This is a genomic window from Ignavibacteria bacterium (assembly GCA_016873845.1).
Lineage (GTDB): Bacteria > Bacteroidota > Ignavibacteria > Ch128b > Ch128b > JAHJVF01.
Genome location: VGVX01000023.1, coordinates 10603 through 35543 on the forward strand (window position 1 = coordinate 10603; position 24941 = coordinate 35543).

Here is a 24941-nt window from a genome sequence, read left to right on the forward strand (position 1 = left end):
CTCGGGACTGCATACGGGAAAGGAGAGTATTTTTACAGAATTACTTCTGTAAAATCATTTTTCTCGTGGAGCTGAACGATTCGCTTTGAATTCTATAGACATAGATTCCAGAAGTTAAACTGCTTGCATCAAATCTTGCAGAATATTTTCCCGGAGCTTTCAATTCATTTACTAATGTCGCGATCTCTTGTCCGAGAACGTCATACACCTTCAATGTTACGAATTCGTTATTAGCAACTGAGTATTCAATCATCGTACTCGGATTGAATGGATTTGGATAATTTTGTGCGAGCTTGAATTCTTGCGGCAGAGTTTCACCTTTCCCCTTATCTGAACCGCCCTTGCTTAAGAATGCAATATTCTTAATTTCGAATTCAAAGTTGGTAATATCTTTGTTATCTCGTTTTTCCATCACAACGGAGATCTTTCTTACTAATTGAGGATTCAAAGTACTCGAGACTCCTTCTCTCTGTAAGAACAGGTCAAATGGAATCGTAAGAGTTTCCTCTGAGCCAGAAAGAGTGATTGATCTTGAATGGAAGTTGTAGTCTTTTACTCCATCTTGTTCAATTCGCAGCCAAATATTGCCTTGACCTTTAACTGTTAATCTGATTGCATTATAGTCGCTTAAGTCATAGGCCGAAGCATTAGCAGTCAATGATCTGAATAATGTGACCCAATCATTGAGCTGTCCTTCAACTTTGGCACCTCCGGAAAGTACCAGCGATCCTTCTGGATAATCGCTCATTCTCTGCGGAGCATAAGCATTGGTTGTGAAGGTTGCAACGTTTGAGCTTGTACCATTCAGGTAAGTATAAGCGCCACCGCTTACAAACACTTCATCTCTGAAGCCGTTATTGGAGTAGAGATAAACATTTGCATCGGAAACAATACCAGTTTTGAATGTTATAGTGTTCAAGCCTGGTACTAAGGAATAAGTATTGGAATTTTCTTCACGACCGCCGGATTGTGTTGCACGTGAGCGAACGAGAATTGTGACGTTATCTGCAACAAGCTGGGAGTTGTTAATTACAAGCTCAACAGTACCATTATGCTGATATTTACCTTTTTGTACATAGACAAGTGAAGTCGGAAGTGAATTGTTATTCAAATATTCCACATTACCTTTCGATTGGAACTGGTCGACAATTCCAAGTACAAGGTACATTGCATTGTTAAAGTTGTTTGCCCAAACTTGGAAGTTATAAATGTTGGTAACTCCAGCTGGGATTGTATAATCTTCGATCAGCCAACGTGAATCGACGCTGAACGTACCTCCGCGTTCATAAACACTGAAATGAATCGTGTAATCTGTTACACCTTCATTTTGTTTGTGAAGCACTGAAGCAAAGTAATATTTACCGCCGATTTCAAGCTGAGTTAATGTTTGCATTTCTGCATCAATTAATCTATCACATATTGCCTTTGTATGTTCATAGATGTAAGGTGGATTTGTAGTCGTTGCAAACATGCTTGCAATTCTCGTATCACCTTTTGCGAGCTTTAAGTTATAGTCAACAGCATAAGCAGATGTTGCGTTTGAGATTCCAAGAATATCGAATGGAGTTGATTCACTTGGAGTTGAACCCATCGGACCGACATTCGGGAATAATTCGTACAAACCATAGCTTGCTGTAAAGGCAATCTTCGGATTGCGTAATATCTTTGTGGTTTGTCCATATTCGATCTTAGTTAATCTTCTGAGTAAGAGATCAGCCAAGTTTGCATTTGATTCAACACCAGCATCAAAACCGCCGCCTGGCATATCAGGGTCTTTCGGGCAGGTCAAGTAACCTCTGCTGCAATCGCAGTTAAAGTTGGCATTAATTGATTCAACGACATTATTTAATATTGCTATAGAGAATGGAGTTGAAGAACCTCCGATTGCTTTATGCGCCATAGCCAGTACTTCGGAGACTTTATAATCTTTCATTGGACCACTGGCAACGACCAAGTTTTTAAGTTTGGTGGTTGATGTAAATCCAAGGAATCCGGCATCGTTGAATTGAACATTTAACTCTAATGCCGCAAGATTGCCGCCGAATACACCTGCCGAGGTTGTTGTTGGATTTGAATAATTAGTATTGAATGAGCCTGCGATACCGACTTGTGGTAAGAAGGCAATAACAGCCGAAGCTGAGCTAAATGTTGCTTTATAGCCCGATGAAATTCCACCTAGTGTCATTCCAGATGAAAATACTGAACTGAATTTACTAATCAGTAAAGACTTTGCAGGCTCTAAGCACCAGCTAGCATTTGAATAGGTCTTATATTTTGTAAGATCGCAAGGTTCTGGTGTTGGCTTTACTCTATCACCGAATTCAATACCACATTGATCGAAACCAGAAATAGTAATTAATTTTGAATTTGGCGTAGTGCTATAGTAACCGTCTGGGTCGATTTCTTGAACATGATACTGACCGTCAACGACATTCAAGAATTCGTATTTACCTTGAACATCAGTAAGAGTTGTTGCAATCAGGTTTGCCGAAGTTCCCCAGAGTTTAATTACAACATTTGCGATTCCAACTTCGCCGGCATCTTTTATTCCGTTTGCATTAACATCATTGAATACAAGTCCGCAGACTTTTGCACCTGTGATGCATTCGGATAGCCCTGCATCCCAAGTCATATCATTTTGTCCGGCTTTCAATTCGAAGCATGTAGTTTTGCCGGTAATTGGATCTGCATCAGAATCTTTTTTCTTATCAGTTCCTTGATTCTTTTGTGTGAAAAGGTAGCCAGTTGGGGCGAAGAATTGGACATAATAGTTTCCTGGCATTACATCTTCGAATTTGTATTTTCCTGTTGAATTAGTTGTGGTTGTACTCATTAAGTTATTTGAACAATCAAATAATTTAACTGTGATTCCTGAAATTCCAGGTTCGCCGGAATCTTGAATGCCATTCTTATTTAAATCGTACCATACAAAATCGCCGACCGATGCTTTTAGTCTGTAGATTCCAGCATCCCATCTTGTTGAATTGCTGTCGCAATGAGGCGGATCAATTGGGAAACAAACTGTTTTTCCAGTAAGAACATCGGCGTCAGAGTCTAACAGATCATTTCCGCCTCTATCTTTAGGACTGAATGCGTAACTAGAAGGAAGTACAAATTGAATCTGATAGCTTCCTTTAATTACATTTTCGAATAAGTAAAGACCACTTTCGTTTGTCTTCTTTTCTGCAAGTTTGTTGCCCGAACAATCCATTAATCTGACCAGGACATCTTTCATTCCTTCCTCGCCGGAATCTTGAATTCCATTCATATTCACATCATTCCATACCTTATCACCAATCGTGCAGACGGGAACTGGAGTCAGATAAATTCCTGCATCGACAGTTGTATTATTCTCACCAGGAGATAAAGTTATACAAATTGTCTTCCATGAGGTTGGATTTACATCTGAATCTTTCGCATCGTCGCTTCCATGATCTTTTGGACTGAAAGAATGTCCATCAGGCAATTGAACTAAGATTACATAACTGCCCGGTTCAAGATTTGCAAACGAATATAATCCGTTTTCATTTGTTGTAGTTTGGGCGATGAATCCCTCGGCGCAATCATACAACTTTACGACAACGTCTTTCATTCCAAGTTCACCTTCATCTTGAATTCCATCTTTGTCTAAATCTTTCCAAATGAAATCACCGATTGAAGCTGGTTTCAAATACATTCCAGCATCGATTGTCAAGTTGTTTTCTCCAGCTGCGAGAGTTATGCATTCAGATTTCCAAGTGATTGGATCTATATCGGAATCCTTCGAATCATCCGAACCTTGATACTTTAAGCTGAATAAATAATCATCAGGAAGCTGTACTAAAACTTTATAACTTCCTGGAATTAAATTGTTGAATAAATAAATTCCATTCGCATTTGTTTTAACTTCTTTGATATAAACATCTGCACAATTGTAAAGTTTTACAGTTATATCTTTTATGCCGGGTTCACCTTCATCTTGAATACCATCTTTGTTTAAGTCTTTCCATACTTTATCGCCAAGCGATGCTTTTTTAATGATAAGACCTGCATCCCAGGTTAAATCATTCTCACTTGGGGAAAGAGTTGTACAAACTGTTTTTCCAGTTGACACATCAGCATCGGAATCTTTTGAGTCGTCCGAACCGGCATCTTTTGTGGTGAATAGAAAATCGGAAGGTTTTACGAACTGCAGATAATAATCGCCAGGGGTTAATTCACTGAACAAATATTTACCATCTGCATCAGTTTTTACTTCCTTTTTGAAATTGTCTGCACAATCAAAAAGTTTAACTGTAATATCTTTTATTCCTGGTTCGCCGTCATCTTGTAAGCCGTTTTCATTTAAATCGTTCCAAACTTTATCGCCAATTGAAGATTTGCATTCTATTTTCACTGTCACGCTTGCAGTATGTTCAACATCTGCCGAACCGTCTGCTGGATGACCAACAGCCTTCACCGTATTTACAAGATCTCCGCAATCGGATTCTTTTACGGTGTAAGTTTTGGTAAATGATTTTTTGTCACCAGGATTTATGGGTGAAATATTATTAATTTTGTGGGGAGCGACTGGATTAATTAAAGCATCGTAGAAATCTACACCGCCTGTAAGAGATATATCACCACAATTTTCTGCAGTGAAAGTATATGTTATAACATCTCCAGGTTTGGCTGTAGTTTTATTTGATGATTTTGTAACACTGACGCAAGTTTTAAAGAAACCAAAATCAATTGTAATGTTATTTGCACAATTTAATGTAACAGAAACTGATTCATTCTTTCCTGCATCGCTGTCTTTTGAATCGTCTGAACCTTGATTTTTCTTTGTTGCATACCATTTTGTTTGAGCCGAACTGTACAATATACCACCGCTTGCATAATTTGATGCAGCGACTCTAACGCTGTATGTACCATTCGCTAAATTCGTAAATAAATATTTTCCAGCAGCATCAGTAGTTGAAGTTTGAATAACCGAAGTCCCTTTTAATAGTTCGACTACTACTCCTTCGATTCCCACTTCTCCAGCATCTTGGATGCCGTTGACATTTTTATCATGCCATACAAAATCGCCCAATGAATTTTTACAATCGCGGTAAATGCCAGCATCCCATTTAAGATCATTTTGACCTGCTGCAAGAGAAATGATGATTGTTTTTCCAGTTGTAATATCAGCATCAGAATCTTTTGAATCATCAGTTCCTTGATCTTGCTGGCTGAAGAGATAGCCGGATGGAAGAACAAATTCAACTTGATAGCTTCCAGCCACAAGGTCACTGAACAAATACATCCCAGTTGAATTCGTAACTGTTGTTTTCAGAAGGGAACTACCGCTGTAGAGTTTTACAGTTACATTAGCGACTCCAGATTCATCAGCATCTTGGATCCCATTTTCATTTGCATCGAGCCATACTTTATCTCCAAGAGAACCTTTTGGTGGAGTACAATCGTACGGTGAAATTACATTTCCCAATCCATATTTATTTGGAGAATGATGCATATCGGGAACAGTAACTGAACCATAGCCTGATGTGCCAAATGCGGCTTTGTCAATGGTCACTTCATAGATCATTTCGAATATCCAATTTGGATATGAAGGATTTGGATCATAATTAGAATTTGTAGCAGGAGAGTTTGTTGTGAGAACATATCCAAACTCATTGAAATTTCTGTTGAGGGAAGTGTTGTAGCTGAGCAGCCAGTTTGCTTGTCCAGTATAGAGTTTTCCATCACCACCAGAAATTCCGAGTGATCGATATTTTGAAGGGATGCTGTTATCCCCGTGTAAATAATCGAGATCAAAATCAAAAACGGTTGTGCCGCTTGCGTTTTTAAATACAAAATGAGCCTTGTCGCTGCCGACGAGATGATCGAATTTGTGATTGCCGCCTGGCCATCCGATTGAATTTGTCCCGTATGTATTGTCGTTCAAAGTTTTTGCAACTGTCAAAACGACTTTAATATTATTATTTACGTCAAAACTGGTATTTAAAGTCGCAACCTGAGTTTTGACGCTAGATATGTTAATACACAGATCTTTTATTTGGGCTGTACTTGAATTGTAGAATATTGCGATGAAAATAAAAGAGAGTGTAACACTCAAAAAAATGTTGAATCTATGTTTCATTTTTAGAATCCTTTCTATGGTTTTCACATATTTGTTCAACTTTGGTGCCAAGAAGATGGGAGGTTTTTAGAGAAATTTTGAATGAAGTAATTCTTTTAATGAATTAAAATGAGACGGGGTCTTACTTTGAGAAATATAAAAAGGCATCCCGAGTTAATCGGGATGCCGTGCATGGAAGGGAGTATTTACAGATTATTACTTCTGTAAAATCATCTTTTTAGTAGCAGTGTAAGACTCACTTTGAATCTTGTAGAGATAAACTCCAGAACTTAATCCATTCGCATCGAATCTAACTGAATGTACTCCAGGTTTTTTAGTTTCATTGACTAAGTTGGCGACTTCTTTTCCGAGAACGTTGTAAACTTTAATAGTTACAAACTCACTCTTGGCAACCGAGAACTCGATCAATGTACTTGGATTGAACGGATTCGGATAGTTCTGCGAAAGCTTAAATTCTGTCGGAACTGATTCGCCTTTACTTCTATCAGAACCATTCTTGCTCAAGAAAGCAATGTTCTTGATTTCGAATTCGAAGTTAGTTAGCGTGCTGTTATCTGCTTTATCCATATAGATGGAGATCTTTCTTACAAGAGAAGGATCGAATTTAGCAGTTGAGCTTCCAACTTGTTTGAGTTCGCTGAATGGAATTGTAAGATCTAGTGCTGAACCATCGAGTACAATTTGTTTTGCATGATAGTTGAACCCACTTATACCATCTTGTTCTAATCTCAACCAAACTTTGCCGTATCCTCTCATCGTAACTTTGAGAGCATTGTAGTCGCTTAAGTCATAAGGTGCAGTATTGGCAGTAAGCGATCTGAACATTGAAACCCAATCGCTTAGTTTACCTTTTACTTTTGCACCGCCAGAGAGAATCAATGCTTCGCTAGGCAATTCAGATGCAGATACAGTTGTGAACGTGTTGGTAACAAATTCATCAACTTTTGAAGCCGAACCATTCAAGTAGGTATAAGCACCGCCGCTGACAAATACTTCGTCTCTGAATCCGTTTGAAGATGAGATATACAGATTTGCATCTGAAATCACACCGGTCTTCAGATAGATTGTATTCAATCCAGGCTGTACACCGAATGATTGAGAGCTTTCAATTTTGCCGCTTCCCTGTATTGACCGTGATTTGGTTTTAATTGTAATGTTATCTGCAACAACTTGATTGTTTTGGACAACTAGTTCGATAGTTCCAGTATGACTGTATTTACCTTTTTGTACATAGACCAATGTTGGCGGTAAGGAAATGCTATTATTGTACTGAACCATTCCTCTTGAAGCGAATTGATCTATAATACTCATAACAAGGTACATAGTACTGTTGAAGTTACTTGCCCAAACTTGGAAGTTGTAAACATTGCTTACGCCGGATGGTACATCATAATCCTCAATTAACCAGCGTGAATCAACTATAAACGTTCCGCCTTTTTCATAAACGCTAAAGTTTATTGTATAGTCATACAGATTTTCAGCTTGTTTATAAAGAACAGAAGCAAAGTAATAGTTGCCATTGATTTCAACATGTGATAAGTGCTGAAGTTCCGCATCGATTAATCTATCACAGATTGATTTTGTATGTTCATAGACATAAGGCGGATTGGTTGTAGTTGCAAATATACTTGCAACACGAACATCACCTTTTGCCATATTAAGATTGTAATCAACAGCATATGCAGAGGTCGCGTTTGAAATTCCAAGAATATCGAACGGTGTAGTTTCTTTTGGTGTTGAGCCAAGAGGTCCAACGTTCGGGAATAACTCATTCAAACCATAACTTGCTGTGAAAGCAATCTTTGGATTACGAAGCATTTTTGTAGTTTGACCATATTCAATTTTAGTTAATCTTCTAAGTAAGAGATCAGCTAAGTTAGAGTTAGATTCTACACCAGCATCGAATCCGCCGCCGCATGGATCTGGAGGAGGCGGGCAGACCAAGAAGCCGAGGTTGCAGTTATCAAAGTTTTCGTTAATCTTCTTAACAACGTGATTCAGTGTCGCCATATCAAATGGGCTAACTGTTCCGCCGAGAGCTTTATTAACGATATTAAGTACTTCATAAACTTTGAAGTCTTTTAATGGACCGCTTCCAACAACTAAATTGCCAAGTTTTGTAGTGCTTGTATGACCGAGTAATCCAGCATCATTGTAAGCAAGATTTAAGGCCAATGCTAGAATGTGTCCAGCAAATTCACCAGCTGGAGTGTTGACTGGATTAATATAGCTTTGATCAAGAGCATAGGGCACACCGGACTGCGGCATAAAGTTCTTTACTGCATTTGCAGAAGTGAATTTTATTTGATAACCAGCACCATGATCGCCAATTATTAATCCACTAGTGAATAATGTCGTGAACTTGGAATCGAGTAAATTGTATCCTTTAACACTCTTCCAACTATTCTGAGTCATGGTTGAGTATTTTGTAAGATCACATGGTTCTGGAGTCGGTTTTACTTTATCACCGAATTTCAGACCATATTTGTCCGCACCTGCAATAGTGATGAATTCAGAATTTGGAGTCGTACTGACATAGCCCGGTAAATCAATTTCTTGAACGTGATATTGACCGTCAATTACATTCATGAATTCAAATTTACCGAGTGCATCAGTTAAAGTTGTTGCAATCAGATTTGCAGCAATTCCCCAAAGCTTCATTTCAACGTTTGCAATACCGACTTCACCAGCATCGTGTACGCCATTTCCATTGGCATCGTTAAAGACTTTGCCAGCAACTTTAACACCTGGAGGACATGAGATAATACCGGCATCCCATTTGGTGGAATTGCTGTCGCACCATGATGGATCGATATTGAAACAAGCCGTCTTTCCAGTTGCTGGATCAACGTCTGAATCGATAAGGTCGTTATGACCTGCATCTTTTGATGTGAATGAATAACCGGCAGGAAGTCCTTCAAATTTTACTGTGTAGAATCCTTCAACGACACTGGGGAATAAATATTTGCCATCGTGATCGGTTTTGGTAGTAAACAGTGGACTTGAAGTGCTGCAAGCGAATAATTTCACTGTAATATCTTTTACACCAGGTTCTCCAGCATCTTGGACGCCATTTTTGTTTTTATCTTCCCATACACGGTCGCCTATTGCACACGTTGGCGGAGGAGTATGGAGATAAATTCCAGCATCCCATTTAGTGGAATTGCTATCGCACCAGCTTGGATCAATTGTGAAACACGTTGTTTTTCCATTCGAGTATTCAACATCAGAATCGAATAAATCGTTTGTTTTATTTGCCGGGCTAAATTCATATCCGGTAGGTAATTCAAATTGGATTTGATATTGACCAGCAATCACATCGGCAAATAAATAATTACCGTGTTCGTTTGTTTTGGTAGTTTTAATTGCGGTACTGCTGCTGCAGGCAGTTAATTTAACAGTAATATCTTTTACGCCTGGTTCACCAGAATCTTGGACGCCATTTTTATTTTTGTCTTCCCATACTCTGTCGCCGATTGAACATGTTGGCGGAGGAGCATCTTGATATATACCGGCATCCCACTTAGTCGAGTTACTGTCGCACCAAGATGGATCGATATTGATACAGTAAATTTTTCCTGTTGAAGGATCAACATCTGAATCTAATAAGTCATTGTGTCCAGCATCTTTTGGACTGAATTTCCATCCTGCCGGAAGGTCTTCAAAAATAAGTGTATAGTTTCCAGCAGTAACACCGGTAAATAAATACTTACCATCATGGTCGGTTAACTTCGTATCTATATAAACTGAAGAGCTGCAGGTTATTAGCTTAACTTTCACATTTGCCATACCTGGCTCGCCAGCATCTTGAATACCGTTTTTATTCTTGTCATTCCATACTCTATCACCGATTGAACAGGTTGCTGATAGGTACATTCCGGCATCAACATCTGCCTTATTTTGTCCGGCAGCAAGGTTTATACAATCGGTTTTCCAGGTGATAGGATCAACATCGGAATCTTTACTATCGTCGTGACCATTGTCTTTCGGACTAAATGAAAATCCTGATGGAAGCTGAGCTAAAATTGTATAAGATCCGGAGCTCAGATCACCGAAATTATATTTTCCATCAGAAGCAGATTTTTTCTCTGCAATCCAATTATCATGACAATCATAGAGTTTAACAGTTACATCTTTCATTCCAGGCTCGCCGTGATCTTGGACTCCATTTTTATTCAGATCGTTCCAAATTAGACCACTGATCGAACCTTTATGAGGAGTAGCAAGCTTATCGCCAAAATTATTATTGTATTTTTTATCGCCCTGATTAGCTGTAACGGTTATTTCGTTTGGTGAAGTGCTTACATAACCGGCTGGATCAGTTTCTTTAACTTTATAGACATTTGGAATTAAATATCCAAAGCAGTATTCACCATTAACTCCAGTAGTAGTCGAAGCAACAAATTCTCCAGTTGCTTTAATGAATAATTCAACTAAAACGTCTTTAATTCCGAGTTCAGATGGATCTTTTACACCATTGCTGTTCAGATCATCGAAAACGATTCCGCAAATGTCGGCAGAAAGGATATCGCCAAAATTGTTATTCTGTGAACTTTCACCTGCAGAAATCATCAAATTAATCCAGTTCGAAGTTACACTTCTATACATGTCTGGATCAATTTCTTCAACAGTGTAGATACCTGGAATTAAATCTCGGAATTCATAAAATCCAGCATCATCTGTTAGCATTGAAGTTTCAATTTGTCCATGTTCATCATAGAGTTTTATTACAACGTCCTTTAATGGGGCTTCACCTAATTCTTTAATGCCATTTTTGTTTGCATCAACGTAGGCATATCCAGAAATCTTAGCGAGACTTGGACCACATTTGTAGCCAAAGTTGTTATTAGTTTTATTTTCACCTGAACCGAGTGTCAAATTAATCGGATTGTGTGTAGTAGTTAAAACTAATAATGGTGGATCAATTGCTTGAATTTTATATCCACCTGCTGGCAAATTGGAGAATTTATAAAATCCAAATTCATCAGTCAGTGTAACAGCTTTCTGAACTGAGCCCTCATACAACTTAACGGTTACGTGTTTTAATCCAAATTCAAAACTGTCGAATGAACCATTGGAATTCACATCGAAAAATACTGAACCTGAAATTGAACCAAGAACAGGTGTAGTTGGACATTTCAAAAATCCTTTATTGACTTTTCCTTCGTCAAAGTTTTCGTTGATGGCGGTCGCTGCATCATTCAATTGAGAATAAGAGTATGGAGTTGTTCCGCCGCTTAATGACTTATTAACAATGTCCATTACTTCATAAACAGTTTTCCCTGCAAGGGGACCAGCGCAAACAATTAACGAACCAAGTTTTACACTACCTGTACCAATTTTTCCTGCATCACTGAAAGCGATATTCATTTTTAGAGCAACCGCTTGTCCAGCAAAAACACCGGCCTTTGTCGATTTTGAATCAACATAATTTTTATCAAGTGCTTTTGGTGTTCCTCCGGCTGGCAGGAAATCTTTCACATCTTTTGCTTCGGAGAGTTTTAATGTAAAGCCACTGGACTGTCCAACGACTAATCCACTGGGAAACACAGATGGAAAATGAAGGTCGCGAATATTGCCGGGATTTGTTGAAGAAGAAGGAATGGTTTTTAATTCTGTAATCTTATATGTAAAACCATCTTTATTGACTTCCATCCCAACATAGATTGGCTGTGAACAAGAAGTATGTATGACAACTGATTTTCCATTAGAATAGGTAAAGGTTGTATTAGAACCGAGCTTATCAGTTCCATTTCCTTTGGAGACTTCTTGTCCAGTTGGAAGCTGCTTAACAGTTATTTTCGTGACACCGTCACATAACTTTCCTCCTTTATTTCCCCATCCTCCTTGGGTATATGTGACGAAGTTATTCAAGTCACAGCTTCCCGATTGAGCGGACGCAGGATTATAAAGGGATATAATTGCCATTAATATTATGGCAAAGAGCAAATAGGTCTTTTGTAGAAAAGAACCTAACAATGTAGAATAGGATCTCATGGAGTCCCCCTAATTATTATTTAGTCATTAGTGATTTAGAAATTCCATATGTCTTTGTTAAAGACTCAAAAATTTTTCATTCAATTATGTTTCTCGCACTATGTGTTTAATAGATCATTTTGCATCGATTTTCCTCTCAATGAGTTTTCATCTCCATCTTTTATTGTTTTCAATTCACTTATTGATTTTGAGCATATTAATTTCATGATCATTGAAGTCATTATTTATTCACGTTTGATAGTCGATCTTATCTGAAATATTTACCTCCTATCTAGTCTCCGCAGATTCAGATTTTTTATTTGTGTCTTTTTGTGAGACTCATCATCTAGTTATTTCCTATTTTTCATAGTCAAAGTTTTGTTACCCAAGAGTTATGCCGAATATTTGGGAGCGTTTTTTCGACCTTTTTAAGGTTTTTGTGATATGAATTGTTTTGAAATGAGATTAATTCTTGATTTGAGATTTCAATTTGGTGCAAAAAAAATCCCAGAGGGAAAGCTCTGGGATTAGTAGGAGGTCAGGAGAGTATTTTCATAATTGATAGGTGATAATAACGACTCAAGTCGCGTGCCAAACAATAAACGTTTAATTATTTAAAAAAAATAAATAAATTATTTTGTGAGAGTAAAAATTACATGAAAATATTACCTCCGAAGGAAAAAATTACGTCTATATATACTGGTTGAGATGAAGAAAAATGATATAATCGAATTGATAGCTGGAAAAATGGTTCATCAAGGAGTATGCCTTTCTGAATATGAAGGGAAAAAAGTTTTTATAGAAAATTGTATACCTGGCGAGCGTGTCAGAGTCCAGATAAAAAAGATTAAAAGAGATTTCTGCGAAGCGGAAGCGAAAGAGATAATTTTACATTCGCCTAGCAGGATCAATCCTCAATGTCAACATTTTGGATTATGCGGCGGGTGTAAAATTCAGTATATGAACTATGAAGTACAGCTTGAAAATAAAAAGGAAATTGTTAAAGATGCATTGTCCAGGATCGGCAAACTGAAAAATATTGAAGTTGAAAACACAATAGGTTCAGATCGAATTTATCACTACAGAAACAAAATGGAGTATTCGTTTTCTAATAAACGATGGTTAGAAACGGGAATTGAGTACTCGCCCGAAGAGAAATCATTTGCACTCGGACTCCATATCCCCAATGTGTTCGACAAGGTTTTACACCTAAATAAATGTTACTTGCAGTCTGAGTTTTCGAATGATGTACGAAATATTATCGGCAAATTTTTCTTCAACAATAAAATTTCGGTTCATTCGTTGAAGAACAGAAATGGATTATTAAAAGCACTTGCGATCCGAGAAAGTTACAATACTCCCGATAAAATGATTAATCTTATCACAACTCAATATGATAAAGATTTAATGCATGAACTAGGAAATATATTGAATCAAAACTTTCCACAAGTTACTACTTTCGTGAATAGTATCAGCATGCCGCATTTGAGCAGCGCTCTAAGTCATGAAGAACATGTGATATTTGGAAAAGGTTATATCCAAGAGGTATTATTAAATAAACAATTTGAGATATTTGCAAACACATTTTTTCAAACAAATACACATCAAGCAGAAAAACTTTTTTCGATTGTGAAGCAAATAATTAGGAACGATAAAACTGAACTCAAAGGTAAAAAGCAAGCACTAATAGATTTATTCTGCGGAGTTGGAGTGATTGGTATAGTTTTAGCCGATTTGTTTGAGTTTATTTATGGAATTGAAATTTCAGATTCTTCAATTCGAGCAGCAAAAAAGAATGCAGAAATAAATAATATTACAAATTGTGAATTTTTTGTCACCAACTTAGAACATGGATTTAGTTTAGAAAGATTTAATCGTGATCAAAATGATGTTACAGTGATACTTGATCCACCTCGTGCTGGAGTATCAGAAAAAACTTTAATACAGCTTTGTCAAATTAAACCACGAAGAATTTATTATGTAAGTTGCAATCCATCTACACAGGCCAGAGATGTTGCTCGTCTTTCAGATCAATACAAGGTTGGTTTGGTCCAACCGATCGATTTTTTCCCCCATACGTATCATATTGAAAATCTTATAGTTCTGGAAATTCTTTAAAAAAATACTTGACTTTTAATAATTATCTACTTAAATATGCGCTAGTTATATAAGGGAGCTAAAGTAGATGAAGAAGAAACTCCTACTATCTTTGGTCATATTGCAGGTTACATTAGTCGTACTTGCACCGAGCGCTTCAATGGCGCAAGAACTCAGAACCTATACTCTTAAGGATATAGGATTTCAAAAAGACATTGTTCTTTATGGAATAACACCAGCACACACTTTCTTTTTTCCAATTCCACGTTCTGGGATAGATTTCTCAAACAGTTATTTTGAACTGCACTACTCTTTCTCGAGCATTTTATCAGAATATTCTAATATAAAAGTATCTATCAATGATGTTCCAGTGTATACGTCTTTTTATAGAACCGCTGTTACGAGTCCCATTGTTAGGATTTCATTGGCAGGAGTTAAACAAGCTGATATATTGGAATCCGAAAAGCCTCTTCTAAAAATTGAAGTTGGCGGATATCTGAATATTACTGACGACAGGTGCAGGGATTTAGCAACGCAAGCTCTTTGGTTGGTGATAAGGCAAGATTCAAGATTGACTTTATCATTTCCAACGGATGTTTCGAAAAATCTAATCGCCGATTTCTTCTCGAGCCGGATGGAAAAAAACTTAATTTTAATTCCAAAAAACCTCGATCCTCAAGTTGCGGGTGCTGCTACTTGGGTAAACACACGGATGCTGGAAGACGTCAAAACCTCAACTATCGATTATGATTCCTTTGAAGAATTCAATATTAATAAGATAGGGACATATTCGCATGTAATTTGTGTAGGGAAAATTGATAATTTAATGAGTCTACCTATTCCACTTGCAACGAACCGGGATGGGATAAAGGAATATTTCAAGCAGGATCTCACTCCCGATGACGGTATACTCCTCACAAAAACTTTCGGCGGTACAAAAGTCCTATATGTTTCAGGGGAAACTCCAACCGCAGTTCAGAAGGCCGGAGGAACATTAGTGAATCCAAAACATTATGCAAAGTTATTGAGTAATTTTGCGGTCATTCGCTATATTGAACCCTTCAAGATTAAATCCTTTAAAGATAACAAATATAAACTGACTCTTGATGAATTGGGTTATGAAAAATTGCAAACCAAAGGAATTGGTAGTCTAAGAATTACAATGTATTTTTCCGAATTAGATTTAGCAAAATCAATTGATAATGTTGATTTTTATCTGTACTCAAAATACACTCCGGTCAAAGAAACTTTTCCAAATGGATTCTTAAATGTCTATTTGAATGATGTGCTAGTTGAAAGCAAACGTCTCGATGCAAGCGGAACTTTTAACGGTTTGTATGTTTCGTTGCCGAAATATCTATTTAAAAAAGTAAACACATGCGATCTAGAGTTCAATTACTTTCCAGATGAAGGTGAGTGCAGAGACGATCTGACTCAATTCGTAGGTGAAATCTATTCATATTCTTACTTTGATATTACAACTGGAGTCGTTGAAAAAGTAAATAATTTCAGCAAATTCCCGAATTCGTTTTTACTAAATACTTACATGGTGTTTCAATCGAATCCACTTCCACAGCATATCGAAGCCGCTGCTTCTGTAATTCGATCGATTCAAACACTATCTAGACAAACTCAATATTATCCCCCATCGATGAGTTTTGCTGAGATGTTTAATACTATGGAGAATTCGAGTAACAATTATATTGTAGTCTCTTCAGATGTAAGGTATAATAAAGAATCATTCGAATATCTGCCGCTCGATATGAATCAACGGTTTAAAATTATCAGCAGTTCTACAAAGCAAGTTATGTTCGAATATTCCGATGAAATGCCTATTGCAGTCATGCAGTTAACACGTACACTCACCAATAATGAAGTTCTTTTATTATCGAGCTATGGCGATCAAGGAAAGAATTATTTAGTTCAACTTGCCGATCACTTTAGTCAAAGAATAAGTAATGTTGATGGAAACGTCGCTATTTTGAGTGGAACAGATTATCCATTATTCTTTAAGACTACAGAAGCGATTGACAAAATACTTTATACAACAAAAGAAAACGTGCCTGTTGTTAAAATATCTTGGGATAAATATAAATATGTTTATTTATTGATTGGATGGATACTGATCATAGCAATATCAATTTTACTTTACTTCAGAAGTCAAAGAGGAGTTAGAATTGCGCGCTCATAAAAGTGTAATTTCAATATTGGCATTTATTGTACTGCTTTCTTCAAATGGCAGTGCGAGTGTCTGGCAGCAAAAAGCCGGCAAATATTTCCTCTCCGGTGTGCAAACTTTTTATTCATCAGAAACTATCTTCAATAGAAATGGGGACAGATTCTTTCTGCCGCTTGGTGGAATATTCACTAAATATGAAACCAATCTATACTATGAATTCGGATTGGAAGATAATATTATGTTCCTTTCCAATTTTTTCTTCTATGGACTAAGTTATCGTGATAGTATTGGATTGATAACAAACGGTGGATTTGGTGATCAAGAAGTTGGTCTCCAATTTCAACTCACAAGAGATGCCCCTAGTGCAGCTTTGCAGTTTCTTGTTTCCTTTCCATTGTATAGCAATCCTGGCGATCCACCACTTGGTAACAGCCAAGTAGATCTTCAAGTTGGGGCGCTAGTTGGCTCCCCATTCGGATTTACAGGTACACAGGGTTTCTGGGAAATATTCTTTGCAATCAGAAAAAGATTCGAAGCTCCGTCGGATCAGCTTCGCGGAGGACTTACAATCGGGTTAAATATTTCACCCAGAGTGTCGATACTATTAGCAAGTAACCTGATTCTTGGTCTTGGAAATCATGACAAAGTTGATTCTACATTAAGATTCAGTCAAATTTTCGAAAGAAATTTAGATTTTTCGCTTCTTAAAGTAGAACCAGCATTAATTTATAAGTTCAACAAACATTTATCAGGATATGTCGGATTCAGCGTGGACGCCTTTGGACGAGAAGTCGGTGCCGGAAGAGCTTTTAAGCTCGGAATCTGGTACCAGTCATAGTCAAGCTTTACAAAGTGCTCTGCTAAAACATAGAGTATTTTCAAAAGCTCAGATAGAAGCTATTGAAGAACATGGAAAAAGTGAAAATCTATATTTTCCAAAAGTTCTTCTATTTTATGGACATATATCTCGCACGGATTATGAAACGATAATTCGGTGGGAAATTCCTGTTCATAAAATTGATCTCCTCAAGCAGGACATCGATTACGAGCTTCTTGCAAATTTTGATCAAACTTACCTCAATGATAAACTCGTTGTACCAGTCAGGAGAGATGCGAATTCGCTCTTAATTGCCATGGTCAATCCGCTTGATGAGGAAGTGATTAACACAATTTATGATAAAATAAAAATGCCATTGAAAATTTATTACGCTACGGACGTCGACATTCAATGGGTTTTAAATAAAGCTTTTGGACAGGAATTAGCAAGCAGCGCAGTATATAGCTTATTCACGGAAGACGAGCGAAGTTCGGCTATTGAAACATTTACTCTACCACAAACTCTTGGTCTTGCATTGCTTGGAACTTTGTTGGTTATCGGTCTTGCGGTCGAACCGAGGACAACGACAATAATTCTGATGGCATTGGTGAATTTACTATACTTATTCTCAATTGGTTTTAAGTTTATTCTCACCCTTGCTGGTGCAAGATTTGAAATGTACGAAAGTGTAACTCAAGCAGAAGTGAAGGAATTGGAAAATAAAGACCTTCCACCATATAGTATTCTTCTGCCGGTTTACAAAGAACCAGAAGTAATCGAAACATTAATAGCTGGACTAAATAAACTCGATTACCCGAAAGATAAATTAGACATAAAAATCCTTCTTGAGGAAGAAGATTTTCCAACGATCGATAAGATTCGTAATCTAAACATCCCATCGCATTTCGAGTGTATAATTGTACCAAACATGCAGCCGAAGACAAAACCAAAAGCCTGTAATTATGGCTTGGTATTTTGTCGCGGTGACATTGTTACAATTTACGATGCCGAAGATATTCCAGAACCTGACCAGCTTAAGAAAGCAATAATAGGATTCAGAAAATTCCCCGAAGATGTAATCTGTATCCAAGCTCAGCTTAATTATTTTAATGCAAACGAAAACTTCTTAACAAGAATGTTTACACTCGAGTATTCATACTGGTTTGATTACATGCTTCCTGGTATGGATAGACTTAATGTACCAATTCCATTGGGGGGTACAAGCAACCATTTTATTAAAGACAAGTTGATAGAGCTTAATGCTTGGGATCCTTTCAATGTTACCGAAGATGCTGATTTAGGTATTAGAGCATATGCAAAGGGATATAAAATTGGTACTATAAATTCCACAACTTATGAAGAAGCAAACAAGCATACAGCAAGCTGGATTCGTCAACGTTCCCGTTGGGTAAAAGGATATATGCAAACATTTCTTGTGCATTTGAGAAATCCTCTTTTACTTTTCCAAAGGATCGGTGTCCGAGGTATTTTCGCTTTCTTCATGTTTATCGGAGGTACTCCGGCGACATTCTTGATAAATTTGCCATTGTGGATTCTGTTTGTAGTTTGGCTCGTCTTCAAGCCTGCGTGGATTTCTGATGTTTTCCCTGCGTGGGTTTTGTACATATCACTATTTAACCTGCTAATTGGTAACGCGATGGTTGTTTATATGAACATGCTTGCAGTATTTCGCAGAAGGCAATACAACCTTGTAACGTTCGCTTTGCTGAATCCTGTTTATTGGATTCTCCATTCATTAGCTTCGTATAAAGCATTGTGGCAATTAATTGTAAAGCCATTCTATTGGGAAAAAACAACACACGGATTAACAACTTATTCCAAACCAGAAATAAAGAGTTCGTAAATGGGAATCAAATTACGTGACATACTTGTTTTTTTCTTTTTCTGGATAGCATTTTTCATTATCGGTGTTTTCTTCTACACTAGCTATAGCTTCTACGCACAAGAAGGCATTTTCCTGATGGAAAAAGCGCAGCTTGCTATGCGTGGAAATCCACCCAGATTAGAAAATATGGGATTAATATATCCTCCTCTTCCATATCTATTTTATCTGCCATTATCGATTTCTTCTTCACCGATTGCATCATTAGTTATTTCGACATTTTGGGGTGCATTCTGTGTGGCACTTTGTGTAAGATATTTACGATGGATACCGGGAAACACTGCAATTAAGATTGTAGTTACTGTCTTGTTCTTCTTAAATCCAATCTTTCTATATGTGATGTTTGCTCAACCGAGCCTGACGCTTTACATGGTGTTTTTTGTGATCTTTGTTTATTCATTTTTCAGATTTCATGAAACAAGAATCCCGTATTACATTGTTTTGTCTGGTGTAGCTTTGGGTGCAATGGCGGGCATCAGGTATGATACATTTTTTCTAACAATGGCTTTAATTCCTTTTGCTCCATTCTTGATATCTGAATCTACAGATTTCAATATTACTCGAATATTTGCACTTACAATGATGCTGGTTTTACCGACATTCATCGTGCTTGGATCATGGATTTATCTTAATTGGATTTTTACTGGTGAACCGTTTTACTTTTATTTCAGTCCATATTCCTATTTCAAACAGGTTTCAAATGAAATGGCACTTCGTCCTGAGTTATTTGATGCGAAGGGGGATATAATTAAATCCGTTTGGGTAGTTTTAAAGATGGCATTCCTCGCATTCCCAGCTTACTTTTTTGTTCTTCCGACTATTCGGACAGTAACACTATTTGTCGCTGCAATCGCGCCAGTAATTCTTCAGATTATTGTTATCTTTTTGGGAATCTCATCATTGTCAGTCAGTTGGTTTGCAGTATTGATCCCGATTACGATCATCGTAGTTTATTACTTTGTTAACTCTCCGAGTTATCAGCCTGCATATGGCGGATTAATATCGGTTTTAATGTTTGTATCATTATTTTTTGGATATTATTCATTATCAAATTCGGTAGATTTTACAGAAGTTAATTTCACAAAAGCATTACAAGGCGAGCAGGTTCAAGATCTATTTGAGGAAGAATTAAATGTAGCAAAATTCCTTAAGCAGAATACAACAGAAAAAAGCAAAATACTTATCGATGATGCAGTTGGTTATCCGATAGTCTGTTTTTACAGCAATCCTGAGCAATTCTTTTTACCTTACCAACATGATTATTTGAGATCACTGCAGCAGCCGGCATTCAGAGCGGATTATATTGTAGTACCAAAACCAGAAATTACTGCAACTGGATTTGATCAATTGACAGCAATGTATCCTGATGCATTTGAACAAGGATTTGATTATACTACACTTGTTTACCAGACTTCAAAATGGAGAGTCTATAGATCATCAGTTACAGAATCAAATTTATCTTATGAGGGACAATGAGCAATTATAAAATTTTAATCGTAGACGACAATCCACTTGTCGTAAAAATGCACTTGCATTATTTAAAACGTGCCGGCATGGATGCCGATACAGCACCAAATGGTAAAGAGGCAAAATCAAAAATATCGGACAACCATTACGATTTAGTCATTCTTGACTTAATGATGCCTGAAGTCAGTGGATTTGAAGTATTAAAATTTCTCCGAACGAGTCCAAAGAATTCTTCTGCTAAAGTTATTGTTGCATCTGCATTAAATGACAAAGAAGTAGTTGAACTCGTGTTTCAGCTCGGAGCAAATCACTTTATTACTTCACCAGTATCGTACCAATCGTTAATTGAAAAAGTTAATGCTGCTTTAAAGGGAGAATAAAAATTCTCCCTTTTTTATAGTTGGGGTGAAATTACTTATTAGTGTTATCTATTATCAAAACGAACTCGCACTTTTCATTTAAACTTTCAATATCCAATAGTACGTCGCTAACTTTGCCGCGATAAAACATTTCCTTCTCAGTTGTTACATCACAAGCTAGAGAAATAATTTTTTCTTCGCCAAAAACTTTTTTAACATCATTGAGAAGCAGTTTAAGTCGATAGGGTGTCTCCATTATCGCAAGTGTTTTTTTTATACCAGTTAATTTTTTTAACTCATCGAGGCGCTTATCTTTTTTGGGAGAAAGCCATCCGGCGTAATAAAATCTGCTTATGTCAAAGCCTGATGAAACTAGTGATGGAATTAGCGAATCGACGCCCGGTATTGGTGAAATGGAAATACCATTTTTAATAGCAAGTGGAATGAGATGATGTCCCGGATCCGCAAATATTGGCGTACCGGCATCGGAAATGATTGCGCAAGATTTACCAATAAGAAGTTCTTGAATGATATACAACGAGTTTTCCTCTTCGTTGTGTTCATTGAGAAGATGAAGCTCTTTTTCAAGGTTGAGTTGTTTTAAAATTCTTTTACCGAATTTATACCCTTCGCAAACAAGGAAATCTACTTCGGAAATAGTGCGTCTAGCCCTATAAGTTAAATCGTTCCAATTCCCTATTGGCGTTGAAACAATGAAAAGTTGACCAGCCAAGAACAATTACTCGACTATACTTGTCCAGCCGTAAACGTCTTCGGATTTTCCATAATGCATCGAAGTAATGATGTCATAAAGATATTGACTCCATTCACCGATTTCATTGTTGTTTATTGTAATCATTTTCCCTCTGTAGCTCAACTTTCCAACAGGGGAAACAACGGCGGCCGTCCCAGAGCCAAAGATTTCTTTTAACGTCCCTTTAGCATGAGCTTCGTATACTTCATCTATGGAAATTCTTCTTTCGGTTACTTTGAATTTCTCTCGTTTTGCAATTTTAATGATTGAATCGCGGGTAATTCCTGGCAATATCGTTCCTTCAAGAGGAGGAGTGATAAGTTCATCTCCAATTCGGAAGAAGATATTCATTGTTCCAACTTCTTCAATCCATTTTTTTTCAACGGCATCAAGCCAAAGGACTTGTGTAAATCCTTTCGATTTTGCCCGCTCAGTCGAGAATAAACTTGCAGCATAATTTGCTGGAGTTTTCAGGTCGCCTAATCCGCCTGGAGCTGTGCGAGAATGTTCTTCTTCGACAAGGATTTTTACAGGGCTAAATCCTTCTGCATAGTAAGCTCCGACAGGACTAAGTACAATAAACATAGAAAATGTTTTTGAAGACTTAACTCCGAGAAGATTGTCACGGGCCACAATCAGCGGACGAATATATATCGAAGTCCCTATAGAACTTGGATGCCACTCTTTCTCAATTATCAGTAATTCTTTTAAGTAGTCGATTACTTCGTCAGCATCGAATTGAGGGATGCACAATCCAGCAGAGGAACGATTAAACCTATTGAAATAATCTTTTACTCGGAAGAGTCTAATTTTACCATCTACTCCTAAAAAACTTTTCAAACCATCAAAAACTGCCTGTGAGTAATGAAAAACAACACAACCCGGCTCGACTAATACCGAAGAGTAAGGTTGAATAGTCGGTTCCACCCAGCCAGTATCGGGGGAATAGTCCCAAACAAACATATGATCTGTAAAATGCACACCGAAACCTAATTCGCTTTCCTTTGGAAATTTTTTAGGAAGATTAGTTTTTTTAACAGTAAGGTTTGAGATATTTGTTTCCATAAAATTCACTGTAAATATACTGAAATTTTCACTTCGAATAAAAAAATTATCTTCCACATTTCCTTCAATTTTTATTATTTTATTTACAATTCTCAAGGATTACGAAATGAAAAAAGCTAAAACAGCAACAAAAAAGTCAAAAGAAATTAAGAACGTAAAAACCAAATCAGTTAAATCATCAAAACCAAATGAGGCAAGTTTTGATTTTATTCAATATTCGAGTGAGGCAATTATTCAGATTAATTCACGCGGAATAATAAAATCTTGGCAAGGAGCCGCATCGAAGATTTTTGGTTTTACAGAAAAACAAATTCTTGACAAACACATTGGTGCTCTGATTTCCGAGTATGAAAGAGGACGAAATGAAATCGTCAGAGCAATCATCTCTGAAAAAAATCTGACTAACTATGAGACAAGACTTTTAACTAAGTCTGGTGTGGAGATTTATGCAAATGTTTCTATGCTGGCTTACAAGCAAAAGAAAAGAAAAACAAACGATTATATTTTAATTGTTCGTGATATAACTGAAGAGAAAAATTTCAGAGATAGATTATTCACACTTCAGAATGCTCATTCCGAAATTATTGATGGAATGTTAATGGGCATGTTGATTCTCGATAAGGAAACTGCAGAGATAATTTTCATGAATAAACGCGGTATGGAGATGTTCCAACTCACTGGTAAAGAAAACATAGGAAGGAAAATTTGGGATTTAGTAGACCCAGATTTAGTAAGTGAAGTAAATGATTTGATCTCATCTGATGTTGAGTTCTATACTCAGCTGCCCAAGCAATTAAAAGTACATCGATATCGCGATAAAACGAAATTTTGGATCGATGTTTATGCTTCGCGTATAATTTTCCATAAGCGTCCAAGTTCATTGTTCCTCTTTTTTGATAATTCAGAATTACGAGATCACGTCAAGAAGCTCGAAGAGACAGTCAAACAAAAAGATTTGCAAGCGGCAACAAAATCCAGATTCATGGCAAACATGTCACATGAACTCAGGTCTCCTATTAATATTATTCTTGGTTATGTGGATATTCTGATCAGTTTGGAAGTAGATGCAGAAGTGAAAGAATTTCTAATATACATTCAGAAGAGCGCAGAGCATTTATTAAAAACTTTAAATGACATTCTTGATCTTTCGAAAGCTGAAGCAAGCAAAATCAAATTGATAGAGAAACCATATAATATAGTTACTCTAATGAAATCGGTCCTTTCCATGATAGAGGTGAAGTTGATTGGGAAGAAAGTTGCATTAGATTATAATTCAAATATTGAACCGGATAGTTATTTCAGTATCGATGCTCATAACTTGCAGCGTGTATTGCTAAATGTTTTAGATAATGCAGTGAAGTTCACTGATGAAGGATTGATCTCGGTAGATGTGAAATATAGAAACAAAACTCTGAATTTTTCGATCAGCGATACTGGAATTGGAATGACACAAGAAGAGCTGGATAGACTTTTCACCCCATTCGAACAGGCTCACTGGGAAATCTCACAGAAATATGGCGGCAGTGGTTTGGGTCTCGCTATCTCAAAAGAGATTTGTGCTTTATGGAAGGGAGAAATTAAAATTGAAAGCAAAAAAAATGCAGGTACGACTGTGACTTTTACTTACCCAGCGGAGCGTGCTGAGCAAATTGAAGAAGCTGAAGTTTCTGAATTGCCAAAAGATTTATCTATTATCAAAGGAAAGAAAGTTTTAGTAATTGACGATCAGGAATACAATCACAAACTATTCAAACTTATGCTCAGTGAATGTGACGTTGAGACAGTATTCTCTGGTAAGCTTGCTCTAAACAAGTTAATTACTGAGGATTTTGATGGAATAGTTTTAGACCTTCGTTTGCCTGATATCGCAGGAATGGATGTAATTAAGGAAATTAAAAAAAGAGAAAGATTAAAAGACTTAAAGATTGTAACAACCTCCGCAGATATTTTAAGCGGATTGAAGGAAGAAATTGAGGAAATGGGTTTAGTTTTTATTCCCAAACCTGTCCGGCGTGCAGATTTATTGAATGCGTTGATTACTGCTTTTTCGAAATAGTAATTAAAGCTATGAAAGTTTTATTAATATTCAAACATCTCTAACTGCGAGGTTACTTATAATCTTTGTATATCAGCCTCAATTTAGCAAAAATTAGCATTACAACTTAAATGCACCGAGCTTTAATTCCGTCATCTCTTCAATTGCGTAACGAATTCCTTCACG

Annotated in this window: 11 protein-coding genes; 7 read left to right on the forward strand and 4 right to left on the reverse strand. The window is 36.9% G+C overall.

The window, feature by feature from the left end:
* Positions 1–40: 40 nt before the first annotated feature.
* Entirely contained in the window at positions 41–6103 is a 6063-nt protein-coding gene (locus FJ213_06360; protein MBM4175782.1) for a T9SS type A sorting domain-containing protein, read from the reverse strand.
* A gap of 195 nt (positions 6104–6298) precedes the next feature.
* On the reverse strand, positions 6299–12100 hold the full coding sequence (locus FJ213_06365) for a T9SS type A sorting domain-containing protein (GenBank protein MBM4175783.1): 5802 nt from the start codon (positions 12098–12100) through the stop codon (positions 6299–6301).
* Positions 12101–12787: 687 nt separating this feature from the next.
* On the opposite strand from FJ213_06365, the gene rlmD reads away from it, so the two are divergent.
* From rlmD to FJ213_06395, 6 genes are all read left to right on the forward strand, one after another.
* Positions 12788–14197: a 23S rRNA (uracil(1939)-C(5))-methyltransferase RlmD gene (gene rlmD, locus FJ213_06370; GenBank protein ID MBM4175784.1), complete on the forward strand. Its 1410-nt coding sequence runs from the start codon at positions 12788–12790 to the stop codon at positions 14195–14197.
* Positions 14198–14264: 67 nt separating this feature from the next.
* Positions 14265–16367, forward strand: a complete 2103-nt coding sequence (locus FJ213_06375; protein ID MBM4175785.1) for a cellulose biosynthesis cyclic di-GMP-binding regulatory protein BcsB — start codon at positions 14265–14267, stop codon at positions 16365–16367.
* Positions 16354–17193, forward strand: coding sequence for a hypothetical protein (locus FJ213_06380; protein MBM4175786.1), 840 nt, complete (start codon positions 16354–16356; stop codon positions 17191–17193). Before FJ213_06375 ends, FJ213_06380 begins: the two co-directional genes overlap by 14 nt.
* Positions 17111–19036 carry a glycosyltransferase gene (locus tag FJ213_06385; protein MBM4175787.1) on the forward strand — a complete coding sequence of 642 codons (1926 nt, stop codon included), beginning with the start codon at positions 17111–17113 and terminating at the stop codon, positions 19034–19036. The genes FJ213_06380 and FJ213_06385 overlap by 83 nt, the downstream gene beginning before the upstream one ends.
* Entirely contained in the window at positions 19037–20551 is a 1515-nt protein-coding gene (locus FJ213_06390; protein MBM4175788.1) for a hypothetical protein, read from the forward strand. It begins immediately after the preceding gene.
* Positions 20548–20922, forward strand: a complete 375-nt coding sequence (locus FJ213_06395; protein ID MBM4175789.1) for a response regulator — start codon at positions 20548–20550, stop codon at positions 20920–20922. The genes FJ213_06390 and FJ213_06395 overlap by 4 nt, the downstream gene beginning before the upstream one ends.
* A gap of 31 nt (positions 20923–20953) precedes the next feature.
* Here FJ213_06395 and rsmI read toward each other — a convergent pair whose 3' ends face one another.
* Together rsmI and FJ213_06405 are read right to left on the reverse strand one after the other, a co-directional pair.
* Positions 20954–21634 (reverse strand): 16S rRNA (cytidine(1402)-2'-O)-methyltransferase, encoded by a 681-nt coding sequence (rsmI, locus tag FJ213_06400; GenBank protein ID MBM4175790.1) that lies wholly within the window; start codon positions 21632–21634, stop codon positions 20954–20956.
* 6 nt (positions 21635–21640) lie between these two features.
* Complete coding sequence (locus FJ213_06405) at positions 21641–22720, reverse strand: branched-chain amino acid aminotransferase (GenBank protein ID MBM4175791.1); 1080 nt, start codon at positions 22718–22720, stop codon at positions 21641–21643.
* 106 nt (positions 22721–22826) lie between these two features.
* Between FJ213_06405 and FJ213_06410 the strand changes: the two genes are divergently transcribed.
* Positions 22827–24776: a PAS domain S-box protein gene (locus tag FJ213_06410; GenBank protein MBM4175792.1), complete on the forward strand. Its 1950-nt coding sequence runs from the start codon at positions 22827–22829 to the stop codon at positions 24774–24776.
* Positions 24777–24941 lie beyond the last annotated feature (165 nt).